The sequence below is a fragment of the Xanthomonas vesicatoria ATCC 35937 genome, assembly GCF_001908725.1.
In the GTDB taxonomy this organism is placed as follows: Bacteria; Pseudomonadota; Gammaproteobacteria; order Xanthomonadales; family Xanthomonadaceae; genus Xanthomonas; species Xanthomonas vesicatoria.
The window spans coordinates 3075846-3093587 of sequence record NZ_CP018725.1; the positions used below are offsets into that span (position 1 = coordinate 3075846).

15 protein-coding genes are annotated in these 17742 nt (G+C 61.9%); 5 read left to right on the forward strand and 10 right to left on the reverse strand.

Features of this window, described 5'->3' with window-relative positions; genetic code table 11:
• Window positions 1-67 precede the first annotated feature (67 nt).
• On the forward strand, window positions 68-853 hold the full coding sequence (locus tag BJD12_RS24280; RefSeq protein WP_126936585.1) for a DUF7946 domain-containing protein: 786 nt from the start codon (window positions 68-70) through the stop codon (window positions 851-853).
• 358 nt (window positions 854-1211) lie between these two features.
• On the opposite strand, the gene BJD12_RS24605 is transcribed toward BJD12_RS24280, so the two are convergent.
• From BJD12_RS24605 to BJD12_RS13285, 7 genes are all read right to left on the reverse strand, one after another.
• Entirely contained in the window at window positions 1212-1430 is a 219-nt protein-coding gene (locus BJD12_RS24605; RefSeq protein ID WP_164738610.1) for an IS3 family transposase, read from the reverse strand.
• Window positions 1427-2071 (reverse strand): IS3 family transposase, encoded by a 645-nt coding sequence (locus BJD12_RS23840; protein ID WP_081375331.1) that lies wholly within the window; start codon window positions 2069-2071, stop codon window positions 1427-1429. The genes BJD12_RS24605 and BJD12_RS23840 overlap by 4 nt, the downstream gene beginning before the upstream one ends.
• Complete coding sequence (locus BJD12_RS13265) at window positions 2068-2361, reverse strand: transposase (RefSeq protein WP_005997377.1); 294 nt, start codon at window positions 2359-2361, stop codon at window positions 2068-2070. Before BJD12_RS13265 ends, BJD12_RS23840 begins: the two co-directional genes overlap by 4 nt.
• 225 nt (window positions 2362-2586) lie before the next feature.
• Window positions 2587-2892, reverse strand: coding sequence for a hypothetical protein (locus BJD12_RS23845; RefSeq protein ID WP_201765710.1), 306 nt, complete (start codon window positions 2890-2892; stop codon window positions 2587-2589).
• 746 nt (window positions 2893-3638) lie between these two features.
• Window positions 3639-4370: a carbon-nitrogen hydrolase family protein gene (locus BJD12_RS13275; protein WP_005996509.1), complete on the reverse strand. Its 732-nt coding sequence runs from the start codon at window positions 4368-4370 to the stop codon at window positions 3639-3641.
• Between the two features lie 237 nt (window positions 4371-4607).
• Window positions 4608-5576, reverse strand: coding sequence for a hypothetical protein (locus tag BJD12_RS13280; protein WP_155616251.1), 969 nt, complete (start codon window positions 5574-5576; stop codon window positions 4608-4610).
• Window positions 5577-6203: 627 nt separating this feature from the next.
• Complete coding sequence (locus BJD12_RS13285) at window positions 6204-6869, reverse strand: hypothetical protein (protein ID WP_005996514.1); 666 nt, start codon at window positions 6867-6869, stop codon at window positions 6204-6206.
• 276 nt (window positions 6870-7145) lie between these two features.
• Between BJD12_RS13285 and BJD12_RS13290 the strand changes: the two genes are divergently transcribed.
• Entirely contained in the window at window positions 7146-7766 is a 621-nt protein-coding gene (locus BJD12_RS13290; RefSeq protein WP_005996516.1) for a DUF4142 domain-containing protein, read from the forward strand.
• Window positions 7767-7841: 75 nt separating this feature from the next.
• Here BJD12_RS13290 and BJD12_RS13295 read toward each other — a convergent pair whose 3' ends face one another.
• Together BJD12_RS13295 and BJD12_RS13300 are read right to left on the reverse strand one after the other, a co-directional pair.
• A complete protein-coding gene (locus tag BJD12_RS13295; RefSeq protein ID WP_005996518.1) occupies window positions 7842-8141 on the reverse strand; it encodes a hypothetical protein in 300 nt (99 codons plus the stop codon).
• 249 nt (window positions 8142-8390) lie between these two features.
• Window positions 8391-9059, reverse strand: a complete 669-nt coding sequence (locus tag BJD12_RS13300; protein ID WP_005996520.1) for a hypothetical protein — start codon at window positions 9057-9059, stop codon at window positions 8391-8393.
• 396 nt (window positions 9060-9455) lie between these two features.
• Here BJD12_RS13300 and BJD12_RS13305 point away from each other — a divergent pair, with 396 nt between their 5' ends.
• Window positions 9456-9890: a hypothetical protein gene (locus BJD12_RS13305; RefSeq protein ID WP_005992783.1), complete on the forward strand. Its 435-nt coding sequence runs from the start codon at window positions 9456-9458 to the stop codon at window positions 9888-9890.
• A gap of 97 nt (window positions 9891-9987) precedes the next feature.
• On the opposite strand, the gene BJD12_RS13310 is transcribed toward BJD12_RS13305, so the two are convergent.
• Window positions 9988-10716: a hypothetical protein gene (locus tag BJD12_RS13310; RefSeq protein WP_042828041.1), complete on the reverse strand. Its 729-nt coding sequence runs from the start codon at window positions 10714-10716 to the stop codon at window positions 9988-9990.
• A 555-nt stretch (window positions 10717-11271) separates the two neighbouring features.
• On the opposite strand from BJD12_RS13310, the gene BJD12_RS13315 reads away from it, so the two are divergent.
• Together BJD12_RS13315 and treS are read left to right on the forward strand one after the other, a co-directional pair.
• Window positions 11272-14385: a maltotransferase domain-containing protein gene (locus BJD12_RS13315; RefSeq protein WP_005992776.1), complete on the forward strand. Its 3114-nt coding sequence runs from the start codon at window positions 11272-11274 to the stop codon at window positions 14383-14385.
• Window positions 14382-17732 carry a maltose alpha-D-glucosyltransferase gene (treS, locus tag BJD12_RS13320; RefSeq protein WP_005992774.1) on the forward strand — a complete coding sequence of 1117 codons (3351 nt, stop codon included), beginning with the start codon at window positions 14382-14384 and terminating at the stop codon, window positions 17730-17732. Before BJD12_RS13315 ends, treS begins: the two co-directional genes overlap by 4 nt.
• Window positions 17733-17742 lie beyond the last annotated feature (10 nt).

Here is a 17742-nt window from a genome sequence, read left to right on the forward strand (position 1 = left end):
CGCTTCGCAGGTCGGATAAATTAAGGCGTTGTGCTGAAAAGCAGCGCCACGAACCAGGGGGTAACCAATGTCAGAACTCAGAATTAAATTCGTATACAAGCATGGAGATGCTGATGACGGACAGTTGAACCTCTATGACGGAGCAAAATCCCTAGAGGGGATTGCACGCTCACTGGCCATTGCCGTGCACGCGTTTGCTAATGGAGAAGTTCGTACTAGAGCCGAGGCTGCTCACAATGCAGAGCTCTATATTCGTTCACCGCAGCGCGGCAGTTTTGTATACGAGGCTGTAATATTTTTCGGCGTTACAGTTGCTTCTGGCGTTTTCTATGACTTCATCAAGCACACTTTCAATGAAGCTGTTGGACGCATACTAGATGAGCCGCAAAGTCGCGCACTTCAGGCTCGTATTGAACCAACGATTGGCGAGCTACCAGCCATGCTGGAGAGTGCGCTGACGGATGTTCATCGTCCCCTGATGCGAACCCCAGAGATGACACTGACTGTGACGCGGCCGAGAGGCGAGGAGTTAGTCACTTTCACAAATGCAACGGGCCAGACTCTGCAGCCCCAAGAAGTTGGAGTTCCAGATCCAATTATAGGTCACGTAACGCGTTACAACACTATCAGTAGCTGGGGCAGACTTTACGACCTTTCGGAACGCCGGGTTATATCATTCCTGCTTTCTCCAGATTTGACAGAAAGAGCGCGATCTCTGGTCACTTGGTCACTGCATGAGAACAACTTAGGTAGGGAAGCCAAGCTATACATGAGGGGTACCGCGCTTGTAAGTCCTTTGCAACAGAAGATTAAGCGATACCACATCAGTCAGGTTAGCGACCAGCCAATTTAGCTCTGCTGGCGCAGCCCAATAATTCGTTCAAGCCGACGCCGCTTCCAGGTGCGCCTTACTCACGCATTGGCCCAACAGGAGAGATCTTTGGCCATGGATGTAGTCTCAAGAATCAGTGAGTTCGCTGGTTCAGCCACCAAGAGGCTCCGAGTTAGGAGTGCTCTCAACCCAATGCTGTGGCTATGTGCGATTGCAATGCCGGTTTGCTTTCTCGGGGCATACGCATTTCGTGATGCACCTACCCTTTGTGCTGTTCTCGTTGCCCTCGGCGGCCTACCTTTAGTTGTGGCGCGCCAATAACTGGGTCAGGTTCAATTAAAGTCGATCTGAGCCACCCCCGATTTCTCGGACAGGTTAATTAGGGAACAACAGCCATCTTCTCGAACTCGGCCGGCGAGCGATAGCCCAGCGCACTGTGCAACCGCTGCCGGTTGTAGAACACTTCGATGTACTCGAACACTTTCCCGCGCGCTTCGTCGAGACTGGCGAAGCGCTCGTGGTGCGTCAGTTCCTGTTTGAGCGAACTGAAGAAGCTCTCCATCACCGCATTGTCGTAAGGCATGCCCTTGCGGCTCATGCTTGCGACCAGCCCAGCTTCTTGCAACTGCCGCTGATATGCACCGCTGGTGTATTGCGTGCCCTGGTCACTATGGTGGATTGCGCCCTGCGCTGGCCGTCGCGGTGCAACGCCATGGCCAGCGCAGCGCTGGCCAACGCCTGATCGGCCCGCTGGCCCATCGCCCAGCCCGCGATCTGCCGGCTGTGCATGTCTAGAACTGCCGCCAGGTACAACCAGCCCATCCGGGTCGGGATGAAGGTGATGTCCGCCACCCACACCCGATCTGGCCCCGGACTGACGAACGGCCATGCCAGCCGGTTAGGCGCTACCGCCGCACGCTGGTATGTGCTGCGCGTGCGCAGATAGCGTTGTCGCCGTTTGGTGCGGATCGCATGTGCCTGCCGCAGGCGCCGCACCCGATGCCGGCCGCATGTCTCACCTTGCTGACGCAACGCGCGCCACAGGCGCTCGCTGCCATACGCCTGGCGGGTTTGTGCGTGCAACTGCTCGATCCGCTGCAATAGCCGGGCATTCTCCTGTGCGCGTGGCCCCGGACGGCGAGCGCACCACGCGTAATAGCCGCTGGGCGACACGCCCAACGCATGGCAGAGCCAACGCACCCGGTAACCCCGCTGATCTCGGATCCAGGCGTACTTCACGGTAGCTCCCGCGCAAAGTACGCCGCCGCTTTTTTTAGGATCTCGTTCTCTTGGCGCAGCCGCTCGTTCTCGCGCTGCAGCTTGGCCAGTTCATCCGGGTTGGCCTTGGGCCGGCCACTGCCGCCAAAGGCGCCAGCGCCCTTCGCATCGAGATCCGTGGCCCACTTGTAGAGCCGGTTGCGCGGGATGGCTAACCCCCGCGCGATCATGGCCGCTGGCCGATCTCCCGCCTTGAGCAACCGCACTGCTTCCCGCTTGAACTCCGCTGTAAACCGCTGCCGCTTCTGCATCGAACACCTCCCTGCGAGGATTGTCCTCGCTTTCAGGTGTCCGAGTTATCAGGGGTGGCTCAGGTTCACTTAGTGCCGGGCCGCTATGCAGTGATGCGCCCGGGTGCGTTGTCTGCCGGATGAGGCATCAGGATGCATGCTCTCTGTGTTGTACACGCATGCCGATGCGCTACGACCCGCAAACATCGATGCAGATAAAACCCTGCCGAGGCAGGGTTCGATGCATCAGTAACCGGATCCATAAGGGTTGACGGCGTCAGCCCTGGATGGCTCGTAGGTTTGCTGTGGTGCTGGCTGGCGATACGTGTTCTGTTCTTTATACGGATCGACAGTTCCAAGTTTTCCGGTGTATGGATTCATATTCCCACGTGTCGAATAATTGTCGAGCGTTGTGCTGTTGGCCTCGCTGCGATAGTGAGGTTGCACATAAGTGCCGTCAGCGCGGTGATAACCATTGACACGGGTCTGCGCGCACACTGAAGCGGAGGCGAGTGCTACCACGATCGCCAAAACGATCTCTGCCTTTTTCATGGATGTTTCCTCGTAACGACTTGATGGTCTATGCGTGGCCGCAGAAGACCAATGACGTGAGGGCCGTCTGGCCCGAGTGATGCGGCCAGATTGGGCCATCGGCTTCACCGCGCTCCAGCTCGGTAGTCGGTAACCATTGCCTTGGTCACGTCCTTTGGGTAGCACAACGGAGCGTAGCCACCGCCACGGCTATATGCGCTTCTACCGCCGCAGCTGCTGCCATTGCGTGCCGCGTTGTACGGGCAGGGGCAGTTGCCGGGATATGCATCGATCGATTGTTGAATCAGCAGCGTCTTGATGTTGGCATCAGACAACGCTGTGGAAGGCCCTTTGGCAAGCGCGTGTGGCGCAAATGCCATCGCCAACGCAAGCAAGCAGAACTGCAGTCGCATGGGTTTGTCCTAATGTCGCACGTAAGGTGCGCAACAGAGCATGCAAGCCCTGTTCCCCACGTCTTATCGAGTTCGCTCTCACATGCGCTATAAATGGTTATGCCCGCCTTCTGCCATTATTTCTACGCCAATCCCGAGCGGGATATCGGCAGGCTACTGTCCGAGGTAGGACGTTGGCTGATGCGCTCAACAGCGCGAAGGGCTTATATCCCCAGGTCGTTGCTTCCTGAAAATACGTTCACGCCGAACCCGCCTCCGCGGATGACCTTACACGCCTACCGCCGTAGCAGGCGTCTGAGACGGCCGAATGTCACCGCACAGATAGAGCCGCCTCTCATTGATCTTGGCCGGACCTCAAACCAATCTGAAGACGTTCGCTTCTCCAGTCCCCGTGTCGTAGGACACCAACGCCTCCTGGAAAGCGTCAGCGCTGCAAACGAGGTCACCGTCACTGCTCCAGATGGCAGACCGACCGGCTCCTATGAAGGTGTCGGCGGGGCCTACACAATTCGCCATCAAGACAGTCATGGAATGCGTTTTTGCAATCGTCGGATAATGGCTGTAGGCCGATGTCACGCCTCTCTCGGATTTGGCCACGCTTGCCAGGTACACGCCAGCACCTGACGCTGCAGCTTGTTCCGCATGGCTTGCCTGCAGTGACTCGTAGCAAATGGCAGGCGCCAGCAGCTGATCTGCGTGTCTGAGAACAGGCTGCTCGCTACCGGCGGTGAAGAACGGGAACTCGTCGGGGTGTAACTGCTGTTTGGAGTAGCTTGTGCGCTTCAGCCCCGGTTGGAAGCAGAGCATGCTGATTTCGGTGCCCTTTGCCCCCTTCGTGGGCGCGCCAACGGCGATGAGCATGCCGTACCGGTCACTTGCCAGCTGAAATTGATCAAAGCGCTGATCAGCCGGCTGCACCGCCAGGGCCTGCGCCAATCCGGGTTCGTAACCGGTGAGGGACAGCTCGGGAAAGACCAGCACATCGGCACCCTTGCTCGCAGCCAGGCGAATGACATCGAGGTGCTTACTGATGTTCCCTTCGATTTGGCCAGGCGTCGAAAGGATTTGCGCGGCTGTCAGCTTCATTGCCTGTCTCGTGTCCACGTATTGGGATTGAGCGTAGCGGATTCCAACAGGCTGGTAACCAGCGTGCGCTTTAGCTCCGCATATTGCTGCTTGAGCGCTCGTGCCCTCAAAAGCGGAGCGTCTCGGCCAGGCGCTTGTCTTCATCAACCGCACAGGGCAGATATATAGCGTGCGTGTCTTTCAATCTTCTCCGACTTGCTTCGTTGAAAAAACGGCACACTGAGCTGAGGGAAGTACTCATTTATTGAGCACCTCGGTTGTCCATATCTGGTCGTAATCCGCGTTGTGCGCCTTGGTAAAGCCGTGGGCGTCGCTGCGTCCATCATCGACCTTCTGGCCATCCTTGTAGATTACATAATGGCGCCCGCCGGCAGCCTGGTCGCCGTGGTAATGCAGCTGCATCCGGTACACCAGCCTGCTCTCTTCTACTGCTGGCGTCGCTTGCTGCTGTACTACGCTGCCGGCTAGTTGTTGTATCTGCAACAGCGGTGTCGTCTGCTGTGGATGGGCCACAACCCAGCGCCTGAAATTGGCTTGGTCCTGCGCTGACGCCTGCCCGGACGCTGGCCAGACATACAGGAACGTTGCCGGCGGACCAGGCGCTGTACCAACGGCCGGCGTGTGCCACTCATAGACCTGGCACTTGCCATCGGCTGTCGTCATCTCAAGCAGGCGGGCACTGGCTTGCGATGGCTTGCTGGCGGCGACTGGCAGTTCACCGATCGGCGCGAGGCTGGAGTTCGGGACGGCACCCGCCAGTGCCAGCAGCAGATCGCGCTGGTTTGCCACTTCCTGCGTGTTCAACGACAGCGAGCGCAGGTAGCGCGAACGCAGGCTGAAACGGTAGCGCGTTTCCTGCAGGGTGAATTCTCCCTCGACCCTGGAAGCTTCGTGCCAGTCTTCCCCCGGGGCCAGATTGACAGCGCCGTGCATGACGCAAAAGCCCTGCTGGGATTGCGCCGCTGACGGGAACGGTGTTGCACTGCTGGTAATCGAGGCCAGGATATCCTTGGTGCGCCGTTCGGTGATGTCCTGCAGGCGGCTGATGGCCGTCTTCTGGAAACGAAAGGTCGTGCCATCGCGGTGAATGAAGCCGCTGACCTGCACCACATTCGGGTCGAGCGGCAACGCGTCTTCCTCGTGTACGACGATGACCCTCCCATCGTCCTGCGCCAGCGTTTCCACGGGCTTGATCAGTTGGCGCACCCGGCCATCGCTGGCCGGTGCTTGCGCGGCCAGCAGCCGTTGCGCATAGCTGGCTGCGTCTTCGCGGTAGCTGTCGATGTCGCCCCAGTAAAACTGCGCGGAACTTCCCAGAAAATGCAGGGGCACATTGGACGTCACGGCAAGCCGCCCGATGCAGTAATTTGCGTTGCCGGTAGTGTCTGCCGTTGGCGGCAGCGGCGTGTTGGCGGTGTTGGTCGTGCTGCAAGCGGCAAGCAACGCCACGGGGAAGAACAGAAGTGCGCGCAGCGGTCGTGGGGCGGGACGTCTCAAGCAATTCCTTCAGAGCAGCGATCGACAATGATAGGTGACGCCGGTCCACGGGGTGCGCCACCGCCGGCCAGGTGATCTGGCGCGTCCTGCTGCTGCGGTGCATTGGCTCGATTGCAAGGTCGAGCCGCATCCGTTCTGGCGCTTGCAGGTCACCGGAAAACCGCACTGCGCCACCTCGCATCGACTTTCACGCCGCGCGGTGGTTGATGGCGTGCCTGCTTCCGTTGGCTGGGGACGCGTGGGGCTGCGTTGGGATGTGCCATTGGTTGGAGGGTGCGCAACCACGTGTGCGCCGTCCTCTGCGAGAGTGCGACGCACAGGTGGCTAGGCTTGCGATTACTTCTTTCGGTACACCCCACCGAAGGACACGTTCAATCCGCCGCATTCCAGGTTGTCGTCGGCCAGCAGCATGTCGCCCAGCAATTGCAGGCGTACCTTGCATGTGTCCTCGTTGACCTCGACGCGGTTGCCTTCTGGGTAGCCGCGCGCGGTGACCGAACCTATGTGCGGGCCGCCCGGCGCCTGTTCCGGGCTGGGATCGGCGCTGGGCCAATAAGCATCGCCATTGACGGTGATGCTGCCGTCGCCATTGGTGGTCAACTGCAGGGTGTTGTCGCCGTCGTGCCAGTGGCCGTTCCACGCCTGCGGTGTGGGCGTGGCCGCGCTTGGTTGCACCTGCAGGCTGGACTGTGCGACCCAACCGGCAGTGCCGCCTCCCTTGTTGGGATAGAGCACACAGACATACGCCTTGCGGCGCTGCGCCGTCAGGACGATATCGTTCCTGACCACGTAGGCGCGCCCCTGGCATGCGGCCCCGCCCGTGTCCGGGCAGCCATCGGTGTCCTTGAGCAGGTACAGGCGCGGCGGGATGACCTTGCCGAGTGAGAACGCCACCGGCGCGCTGGTGAACAATCCGTTGCGGCAGGTGGCATCGTCCTCGGCAGGCGCGGCGTGGACCAATGGCGAAATGCCCAACAGGGCAAGCATCCAGGCCTTAAGCATGGCAATCACTCCAAATGTGGTGCAGTAGTCTGCGGCAAACCGGGCCGTCTTTCAGCAGGAAAGCGTCGCTACAGGCCACGCATGCCGCAGGCGCGCTGACCCACGTCCAGTTCTACGCCTGCGCGCAAGCGCAGGCCGCCGCGTGCGGTGCGGTGCAGTCGTTTGTGTCTTCGCCCCGCAGCCCATGCTTGCGTCTGATTCACTCAGTGTCCGTGTATGAGCCCTCTTCACCTGGGGAGGGCGATGCTGCCGTCTCCAATCGAGAGGGAGTGAAGCATGAAACAGTCACTGTTGGTCCTGTCCATCGTCGCGGCGCTGGCGCTCGCTGGCTGCAAGCCGGATGCCGACAAGGAGGCCGCAGCGCCTGCCGCGTCCACCGAGCCGACGCCGACCGGTGGCGCGGCGACCCCGACCACACCGCCTGTCGGTCAAGCCAGCCCGGCGCCGGAAGGCGCGGCGCGCGCGAGTTCCGGAGACGACATCGCCCTGGGCCTGCTCGGGGCGGTGAACAACCACGAGATCGCCGCAGCGAAGCAGGCGCAGGACAAGAAGGTCACCGGCGCGGTGCTGGAGTACGCGAAGATGATGGAGAAAGAGCACACCGAGAACCTGGAAAAGACCAAGGTGCTGGGGACGCTGGCCGAAACACCGGACGTCAAGAAGCTGGAGAGCAAGGGCGAGCAGGACCTGTCCACGCTGGGGCAGAAGTCCGGCAAGGACTACGCTGCGGCCTACATCGACGCAATGATCGCCGGGCACAAGGATGCGCTGCAGCTGATCGAGACGCAGATGATGACGGTGGCGTCGACCGAGCCGGTCAAGCAGCATCTGACCGAGACCAAGACGCACGTCGAGCAGCACCTGGCGAAGGCGGAAGAGATCAAGAAGGCGATGTAAGCGCAGGCGTGGCAGATCGCCGGTCTGCCACGCCTGGTCTGCAAGCGACCAGTGAGCGACGACGACGTTTTCGAATTAGAGACCTGGAAGGGGAATCAGGGAAAAAGCGATTCCTCCCACAACTGCCAACAGCGCCAGCACGCTAAGAATTATCGAATACAGAAGCCTGGAAAAAGTGGGGCGACGCTGAATGACCCGCAGAATGGCGATCGGAACTAATGCATAGACAGCACAAAGGGTAATGAAATACCAGTTGATCTGATAGGACGAGCCCCTGCCCAGCGCATTTCCGGTTTGAAACAAGGCCACGCCACCAATAAGCGACAGGAAAGAGCGGACCGCAAACGCATTACTGGTTCTTGTTTGAATGCTCATATCCTCACATCGCTACGATCTGGAATGTTGTCCAAGCTGGGTACTCTCTATCCATGTGCTCTCATCTTACGCATCCATTGAATGTGATCGCGTCTGAAAACTTTCCGATAGGTCGAATGGGGGATAGCGCGCCCGACTTCCTCCGCGATGCGGCCACGTGATCGGTCTGCTTGTTGATCACCGATGCGACACATCAGTTGTCCAGTTCCAGGTGTCTTCTCTGCAGGAGTGCGCCCGACAGGCACGCTCCTAGCGCTTCCTTCGATACACCCCACCAAAACTCACGTTCGCGCCGCCGCATTGCAGGTTGTCCGCCACGATCAACAGGTCGCCCAGCAAGTGCAGGCGCACCGTGCAGTCGTCTTCGCTGATGTCCAGGCGGTTGCCGTCCGGCATGCTGCGTGCGGTGACCGCACCGATGTGCGGCCCGCCAGGGACCTGTTCGGGACTAGGGTTGGCGCTGGGCCAATAAGCATCGCCATTGACGGTGATGCTTCCGTCGCCATTAGCGGTCAACTGCAGGGTGTTGTCGCCGTCATGCCAGTTGCCGTCCCACGCAAGTGTGGGAGGTATGGCAGGGCTGACGACCGGCTGCAGGCTGCGCTCGGCGACCCACCCGGCACTGCCGCCCACCTTGTTGGGGTAGAACGCGCAGGCATAGTCGTTACGGCGCTGGGCCAGCACCACCACATCGCCCTTTAGCACGTAGCTGCGTTGCCGGCATTCCGCCTCGCCCTTGTGGGGACAACCATCGCTGTCGTTAAGCAGGTACAGACGTGGCACCACAACCTTGGCGAGTGAAAACGCGGAGGGGCTGCTGGTAAACATGCCGTTGCGGCACACCGCCGCGTCGTCATCGCTCGGCGCGGCGTGCGCGCCCGAGACAGCTAACAGGATCAGGAACCAGGCCTTGTGCATCGTGATCACTCCACAGGTAGAAGATTAGTTTGGCCTAACGAGGGCGTGCGTTGTATATGGTGTGCTCGTGCTCAAGATGACGATGTAGTTGACAGCAATCCGGCCGATCTGCGCCGCAGTGTGGCAACACGCCGGCGACCTGCCATATGACTAGCGCAAACTGCCTACGCGACGGGCTCATGAACCCCCACGCATGGAGGAGCGTGCGATGCGGGTGTGGACGTTGGCCGACCAGCGCTGCGATGCGCCTGGAGCGCAGCATCGGCGGGTGCGACAGCCAAGACCGAGGCATCGCCGATGATGGCTCGGTAGCTTTGGATTGCATGACAACCGGTAACACCAGACTCGCCGTGAGTGTTCGATTACCCTGCACACGACCTTGCCAACTGGACACGCATGACCACCGATAGCACGTGCGCGATGGCGCGGCGTCAGATCCAGGAGCTGCATAACCGGCCCGACGACGACGCGGTGCTGCGGCTGGTTCTTGAGGGGATGATCGAAGCCGAACCGGAGTATTTCCCGGACCACGCGAGCTATGAAGCGATGGTGCATCTGGAGGCCTGCACGCTTTGCCAGGTATGGCACACCACTTGGTTAGATATGCAGTCTCCCGCGCGCGTGGCGCAGCGCGAACGTCTGGGGAGATATTGCTGCATCCACATGTTTGATGCGGTTACAGGTCTCGAGCCGGAGGTGCGTTTTTCATTCGAGCTGTTCCGGGGCGACCCGTGTTGGTCGATCAATGCACAACCGGTGTTTGCACGCTTCTGTCCGTGGTGCGCACGTGAGCTTCCACAGCACGCATTCGAGCAGGACAACCCGCTTTAAATCCATTCACCTTTAGACCACAAGGCTCCGAGACAGCCTGAGCAGCAGGCTTCAAGAATGAGCTAGAGATGGCGACGCGTCTGTACCTATAGCTGCCTTAGCGGCAACGATCAAACGTCCTGACCCGTGCCTGCTCGGCAATGATCAGGCGCGACTCCATCTCGCTCAGCGTGAAGACGGCAGGTACTTCCGTGTGGGGCGCCTTCGCCGATGTCGTGATCACCCGCCAAGTCCAGGGCGTGCGCGCCAGCAAGGAGACCGCCGCGGGCCACAGCGCCTCGCCTTTGCCGGTCATCGTGTTCGCCTCAATGTGGATGGCGTACTCGGGGTCGGCCGCATCCGGATCGCCACACGCGCTACCGGCGGTGACCCAGGTTCCCAGCAGAGGGGCCGGGAAGTTGGCCATCGATGTGTTGCGTTCATAACGCTCGCCCTGTGCGACACGCGTTAACGTGCCGCGCTTCCAGCTATAGGCCCAAGTGTAGCGCCCTGGTGCCGGGCAGTGCTCGGATCCATCTGCATTGCGCTGTTCCCGTTTGCAGATGGGCGACTGCTTCTGCACGACGAAGACGACCTCGACGCGCTTGCCTTGGAGGCTAAGGCTTATCACTTCGCCTGGAATCTGCTCATTCGCATCCGGCGTATAGCCGGTCTTGCGCGCCCTGGTTTCCCAATCGTCCATGGGAGCGCCGAGCGTTTGTGTCTTTCTGGGAATCAGTTTGCTGGGAACGGTAATGCCATTCGGGCAGTCGGCTGTGGACCCGGAGCAATACGACGAGCCGAGATAGACGATCTCATCGACACCGTCCTGATCCAGATCGACCACCTGCAGGAAGCCTACGTAGTCTTCCTTGACGATGTCATCGTTGACACTGAAGTCTTGCCAAAGCGTGGCGATCTCGTGAGCGCGCCTTGAATCCAGCTTCGGCTCTTTGCGTGTGCAACCATGGCAACGATCAGCAGTGCCATCGCGAAGCAGATCCGCATCCTTGCTCTCCTTAGCAGGGTTGGCGTGCAGCTTACCGCAGCAGCGTGAAGGTTAGGACCGTCATTCGAACCAGGTGCCGCAACCAGGCATGTCGATATCGGCACAGCCGCGCTTGTTTGATTTTCGTCAATTCCACCGACACATGAAATTCGCAGTGGGAGTGTTTGACTGCATGGGTCAAGAATCGTCGCGGAGTTGCGCATGAGTGCAGTCACAAGTAGCAGGGTCGGTCGGGTGTCGAGCTGGCAGAAGGCAGGGCGGCAGGGATCGGTCCACGCAGGTGTTGGGCTGGCGCTCCGTCGGCGGGAGGCCGCGATGCAGCTGCACGACGCGCGCGGCATGGCTTCCATCGTTACGGTGCGTTCGCGCACCGTTACCCGCTGAGGAGGCGCCATGCGGATCTGTGTTCTCAATGATGCGTCGTCGTCTGCCGACCTGGAGCAACGCTGCGCTGCAGCCCGTGAGGCAGGCTGCGACTATGTGGTGATGGCGGCGCCATTTGCGCGCGATGCGGAGGGACGCCTGATCGAGCCGGCGGCCGAGACCGGTGCGCAAGATAGCCGTCTGCGTGAGGCGGCGCAGGCCGCGGACCGTGCAGGCGTCAAGCTACTGATCGACGTGCGTCTGGATGAAGTCGGCGGCGCCAGCGCTGTGGTGCGCGACAACCCGCAGTGGTTCCGCGCACGCAGCACGGCGGTGCCGGACCCGCGCCAGCCGCGTGCCACGCCGGAGGTGGCCGAGGCACGCTTTACCTATGCGCAGGAAGGTGCGGCGCTGGTGGAGTGGTGGAGCGCGCGCCTGCTGGAGTGGGTCGGGCAGGGCGTCGGCGGCTTCCGACTGTTGCAGCCTCAGCAGGTACCGGCCCAACGCTGGCGTGAATTGATTGCGCGCGTGCATGCGCAGGCGCCGGAGGTGGTGTTTGCGGCGTGGACGCCGGGGCTGGGCCTGGAAGCCTTGCAGCAATTGTCCGGTGCCGGCTTCGATGCGGCGTTTTCCTCATTGACCTGGTGGGACGGGCGCGGCAGCTGGTTCTTCGACGAAGACACGGCGCTCCGTGCATTGGCGTCGCAGGTCATTGCGGTGCTCGATGCGCCCGACGGCAAGCGTGCGGCTTCGCCCGAACAGCACTGGCAACTGGCGCGGGCGCTGGGCGGTTCCTGGTTGCTGGACGATGCGCATTTGTCCGCCTTACCCCAGTCGATTCGCGCGCCCGACGGCATGCCGCCCAGCAATGCCGGTCTGCGGCTGCGCCCGCTGCTACGCGAGTCCACCGGACTGACCGCGGTTGCGGTGGAGCCGCTGGGTGGTTTGCCGTCCTTGTTATTGATCAACGGCGACACGCGGCATGTGGTGCCGGTGCCGGCATCGGATCTGTTGCGGTTGCTGGGCGATGCCGAGGCGCTGGTGGCCGAAGATGGCCGCAGCTTGTCCGGCGCAACGCTGGACGCCCTGGAGCCGGGCGAGGTGCGCGTGTACCGCAGCGTGCCGGCGCGCCATGTATTGGCAGTGCCGCGCATGCGCCCACGTGCGCAGACGGCGGCTACCTGGCCACGGGTGTGCATCGAATCGGTGACGCCTTCTGTCGATAACGGCCGTTTCCCGGTCAAGCGCACCGTCGGCGACCGCATCTGTGTGGAAGCCGATGCCTTCTGCGACGGGCACGACCGCATCGCGGTGGCAGTGCTGTGGCGGCCTGCCGATGCCAAGACCTGGTCCAGCGCACCGATGCGTGCGCTGGGCAATGACCGCTGGCGCGCAGAGTTTCCGCTGGAGCGCATCGGCACCTACGAATTCCGCGTGGAAGGTTGGCGCGATGTGTTTGCCACCTTGCATGCGGATCTGGAAAAGAAACGTGCCGCCAATACCGTACTGCCGGTGGACGTGCAGGAAGTGGTGGCCGTGGTGCAGGCCGCGCATGCGCGCAGCACCGGCACGTTGGCCGAGCGTCTGCAGGGCATTCTCACCCGCATCGGTGCACAGAGCGAACCGTTGCAACAGCTGGCCATCGTGCTGGAGCCGGACACCGCGCAGGCAATGGCACTGGCCGACGACAAGCCGTTCCGCTCCGAGACCCCAGTGACTTACCGGGTGGAATCGGAACGCCGCGCGGCGCACTTTGCCAGCTGGTACGAACTGTTCCCGCGTTCGCAGAGCGGCGATGTGAGCCGGCACGGCACCTTCGACGATGTGATTGGGCGGCTGGCGCACATCCGCGCGATGAACTTCGATGTGTTGTACATGCCGCCGATCCATCCCATCGGGGCGAAAAACCGCAAGGGTCGCAACAACTCGGTGACTGCCGTCGATGGCGAACCGGGTAGCCCGTATGCGATCGGTGCCACCGATGGCGGCCACACCGAAGTGCATGCCGAGCTGGGTGGGTTGGACGGTTTCCGTCGCTTGATCCAGGCGGCGCGTGCGCATGGCCTGGAGGTGGCGCTGGATTTCGCGATCCAGTGCGCGCCAGACCACCCGTGGCTGCGCGATCACAAGGACTGGTTCACCTGGCGCGCGGATGGTTCCATTCCGTATGCGGAGAATCCGCCGAAGAAATACCAGGACATCGTCAACGTCGATTTCTACGCCAGCGGCGCGGTGCCCGACCTGTGGAACACACTGCGCGATGCGGTGTTGTTCTGGGTCAACGAAGGTATCACCCTGTTTCGGGTGGACAACCCGCACACCAAGCCGTTCCCGTTCTGGGAGTGGTTGATTGCCGATGTGCGCGGGCGCCGCCCGGACGTGGTGTTCCTGTCCGAAGCCTTTACTCGGCCGAAGATGATGTATCGCCTGGCCAAATGCGGCTTCTCGCAGTCGTATACGTATTTCACCTGGCGCAACCACAAGCACGAGTTGCAGGAGTACGTGCAGGAATTGAACGAAGGTGTGCCGCGCGAGTGCTTCCGCCCGCACTTCTTCGTCAATACGCCGGACATCAATCCGCTGTTCCTGCAGACAAGCGGGCGCAATGGGCATTTGATTCGCGCTGCGTTGGCCACGACGCTGTCGGGCCTCTGGGGCATGTACCAGGGCTTTGAACTATGCGAAGCCACGCCGCTGGCACCGGGCAAGGAAGAGTATCTGGACTCGGAGAAATTCCAGCTGCGTTCCTGGCCTGAGCGCGCGCCCGGCGACATCGTCGACGAGATCACCCGCTTCAATCAGCTGCGGCGCATGCACCCCGAGCTGCAGTCACATCTGGGGACGCGCTTCTACCAGGCGCATAACGACCAGGTGCTGTACTTCGGCAAGTTCCTGGATGCCGGGTATCTGTCGCGCAGCCGCAGCATGGTGCTGGTGGCAGTCAACCTGGACCCGCATGCCGGCCAGGATGCGGATATCGAAATCCCGGTGTGGGAGTTGGGCCTGCCCGATCACGCCACCGTTGCCGTGGAAGATCTGTGGGATGGGCACCGCTTCGAGTGGCAAGGCAAATACCAGCACATCCGTGTAGAGGCAACGCGACCGTTCGCGTTATGGCGCATCCGCGCAGGAGAGGTCGCATGAATGCAGTTCCCGCTTTACAGGCCGACGCAGAACAGTCGGCAGTTGTCGCCGACCAGCTGTGGTACAAGGACGCCATCATCTATCAGGTGCACGTCAAGTCGTTCTTCGACTCCAACGACGATGGCATCGGCGATTTTCCGGGGTTGATCTCCAAGCTGGACTACATTGCCGAACTGGGCGTGGACACCATCTGGTTGCTGCCGTTCTACCCCAGCCCGCGCCGCGATGATGGCTACGACATCGCCGAATACATGGCGGTGCATCCAGACTACGGCACCATCGCCGACTTCGAGCAGCTGGTGGCGCAGGCGCATGCGCGCGGCATCCGCATCGTCACCGAGTTGGTGATCAACCATACCTCCGACCAGCACCCGTGGTTTCAGCGCGCCCGCAACGCGCCGGCCGGCTCGCCGGAGCGCGACTTCTACGTGTGGTCGGATACCGATCAGGAATACGAAGGCACGCGCATCATTTTTTGCGATACCGAAAAGTCCAACTGGACCTGGGACCCGGTGGCCGGGCAGTACTTCTGGCATCGGTTCTATTCGCACCAGCCGGACCTGAATTTCGACAACCCCGCCGTGCTGGAAGCGGTACTGGAAGTGATGCGCTTCTGGCTGGATCGTGGCGTGGACGGGCTGCGTCTGGACGCGGTGCCGTACCTGATCGAGCGCTCCGGTACCTCCAACGAGAATCTGCCCGAGACCCACGCCATCCTGCGCAAGATCCGCGCCACGTTGGATGCCGAATACCCGGACCGCATGCTGCTGGCCGAGGCCAACATGTGGCCGGAAGACACCCAGCAGTACTTCGGCCAGAACGCCGACGAATGCCATATGGCATTCCACTTCCCGCTGATGCCGCGCATGTACATGGCGATCGCGCGCGAAGACCGCTTCCCCATCACCGACATCATGCGGCAAACCCCGGAGATTCCGGAGAGCTGCCAATGGGCGATTTTCCTGCGTAACCACGACGAGTTGACGCTGGAAATGGTCACTGATTCGGAGCGCGATTATCTGTGGCAGACCTACGCCTCCGATCGTCGCGCGCGCATCAATCTGGGTATCCGTCGCCGCCTGGCGCCGCTGCTGGAGCGCGACCGCCGCCGTATCGAGTTGATGACCTCGTTGCTGCTGACCATGCCGGGTACGCCAGTGCTGTACTACGGCGATGAGATCGGTATGGGCGACAACATCCATCTGGGCGACCGCGATGGTGTGCGTACTCCGATGCAGTGGTCGATCGATCGCAATGGCGGTTTCTCGCGCGCCGATCCCGCGCAACTGGTGCTGCCGCCCGTGATGGACCCGCTATACGGCTTTCAGGCGGTCAATGTGGAAGCGCAGATCCGCGACCAGCATTCGCTGCTGACCTGGACCCGCCGCGTGCTCAGCGTCCGCAAGCGCTACCAGGCCTTCGGCCGCGGCACGCTGCGCTTCTTGTACCCGGGCAATCGCCGCATGCTGGCGTACCTGCGCTGCTATCAGGACGAAACGGTGCTATGCGTGGCCAACCTGTCGCACACGTTACAGGCGGTGGAGCTGGATCTGTCCGAGTTCGAAGGCCGGGTGCCGGTGGACATCATCGGCGGCGGCAGCTTCCCGCCGATTGGCCGGTTGACTTACTTGCTCACGGTGCCGCCATTCGGTTTCTACGCGTTCCAACTGGTCAGCGAAGGCACCTTGCCGGACTGGCACGTGCCCAGCCCGGTGCCACTGCCGGACTACCGCACGCTGGTGCTGCGCAGCGACACCGACGAAAGCAACGCACTGCTGCCGCATCTGCCCACCCTGGAGGGTGAAATCCTGCCGGCATGGCTATCGGCACGGCGCTGGTTCTCGTCCAAGGATCAGGCACTGCGCAATGTGCGCATCTCGCGCCGCACACCCCTGCCGGGCGATGAGCCAATGAGCCTGCTGGAACTGGATGTGGAGCTGGAAGACGGCCACCACGCCTCGTACATGCTGCCGATCGGCATCGTGTGGGAACGCGACCAGCCCAGCACCCTGGCCGAACAGCTGGCCCTGGCGCGGGTGCGGCAGGGGCGCGAGGTGGGCTACCTCACCGACGCGTTCGCGCTGAAGCCGATGGTGCGCGGGGTGATCGATGCGTTGCGCACCGATGCGACGCTGGACTTCTGCGATGGTGACGATGCCTCGCAGCAGGGCCAGGTGCGATTCGAAGCGACGCCGGCGCTGGCCAAGCTGGAGATCCCGGCCGATCCGGACATCCGCTGGCTGTCGGCCGAACAAAGCAACAGCTCGCTGGTGGTCGCCGACAAGGCGGTGTTCAAGCTGCTGCGGCATGTGGCGATCGGTGCGAACCCGGAAATTGAAATCGGCCGCCGCCTGACCGAGCTGGGCTACGCCAATGCGGCGCCGCTGCTGGGCAGCGTCAGCCGCGTCGACGGGCAGGGCACCATCACCACCATTGCGCTGTTGCAGGGCTTTATCCGCAATCAGGGCGACGCTTGGCGCTGGACGCTGGATCATCTGGCGCGCAGTTTCGACGAATACGCCACCGCACAGACCGACGAGTCGCGCGCTGAAGCCGTTGCCGGCTACGACGCGTTCGCCGCGGTGGTCGGCAAGCGCCTGGCGGAGTTGCACGAAGTGCTGTCGCGGCAGACAGACGATGCGGACTTCGCACCGCAGCGGATCGATCTGCCTACGGCCAACGATGTCGTGGCTGGTGTGGCGCGGCAGGTGGAGGAGATGTGGGAGCTGGTGCAAACGCGCTTGTCCGGCAGCGAAGACGCGGCCGAGCGCGAGGTACTGGAAGCGGTGCTCGCCGAACGCCCGCAGCTGGACAGCTTGCTGGCCAAGGCGCCAAGCGCACTGGCCGATTCGCTGCTGACCCGCGTACATGGCGACTTCCACCTGGGCCAGATCCTGGTGGCGTTCGACGATGTAGTGCTGATCGACTTCGAAGGCGAGCCGGCCAAGCCGCTGGCCGAACGTCGCGCCAAGGCCAGCCCGTTGCGCGATGTGGCCGGGTTCCTGCGCTCGCTCGATTACGCCAGCGAGGTCTCGGCACGGGGCGAAGAAGGGACGGCCGCACGCGCAGGCGTTGGTGTGGACACGCATCTGGATGAATTTCTGGTGCAGTTCCGCCGCCGCTCCACGCAGGCGTTCCTGGACGCTTACCATGCCGTGCTCGACGCCAGTGCGCATCCGTGGATCGCGCCGGCGGCATTCAATGCAGCCACCTTGTTGTTCCTGGTGGAGAAGGCCTGTTACGAGGTGCGTTACGAAGCGGCCAATCGACCGGGCTGGTTGATGGTGCCGATCGAAGGCTTGCGACGCATCCTGCAACGCGCGCGTGCCGGTGCAGGAGACACATGATGAGTGGAGT

Bases quoted from the DNA above. Each gene is read 5' to 3' on its own strand.
- BJD12_RS24280 (WP_126936585.1), top strand. From the start codon at position 68: ATGTCAGAACTCAGAATTAAATTCGTATACAAGCATGGAGATGCTGAT.
- BJD12_RS24605 (WP_164738610.1), bottom strand. From the start codon at position 1,430: ATGAGCCGCAAGGGCATGCCTTACGACAATGCGGTGATGGAGAGCTTC.
- BJD12_RS13265 (WP_005997377.1), bottom strand. From the start codon at position 2,361: ATGCAGAAGCGGCAGCGGTTTACAGCGGAGTTCAAGCGGGAAGCAGTG.
- BJD12_RS23845 (WP_201765710.1), bottom strand. From the start codon at position 2,892: ATGAAAAAGGCAGAGATCGTTTTGGCGATCGTGGTAGCACTCGCCTCC.
- BJD12_RS13275 (WP_005996509.1), bottom strand. From the start codon at position 4,370: ATGAAGCTGACAGCCGCGCAAATCCTTTCGACGCCTGGCCAAATCGAA.
- BJD12_RS13285 (WP_005996514.1), bottom strand. From the start codon at position 6,869: ATGCTTAAGGCCTGGATGCTTGCCCTGTTGGGCATTTCGCCATTGGTC.
- BJD12_RS13290 (WP_005996516.1), top strand. From the start codon at position 7,146: ATGAAACAGTCACTGTTGGTCCTGTCCATCGTCGCGGCGCTGGCGCTC.
- BJD12_RS13295 (WP_005996518.1), bottom strand. From the start codon at position 8,141: ATGAGCATTCAAACAAGAACCAGTAATGCGTTTGCGGTCCGCTCTTTC.
- BJD12_RS13300 (WP_005996520.1), bottom strand. From the start codon at position 9,059: ATGCACAAGGCCTGGTTCCTGATCCTGTTAGCTGTCTCGGGCGCGCAC.
- BJD12_RS13305 (WP_005992783.1), top strand. From the start codon at position 9,456: ATGACCACCGATAGCACGTGCGCGATGGCGCGGCGTCAGATCCAGGAG.
- BJD12_RS13315 (WP_005992776.1), top strand. From the start codon at position 11,272: ATGCGGATCTGTGTTCTCAATGATGCGTCGTCGTCTGCCGACCTGGAG.
- treS (WP_005992774.1), top strand. From the start codon at position 14,382: ATGAATGCAGTTCCCGCTTTACAGGCCGACGCAGAACAGTCGGCAGTT.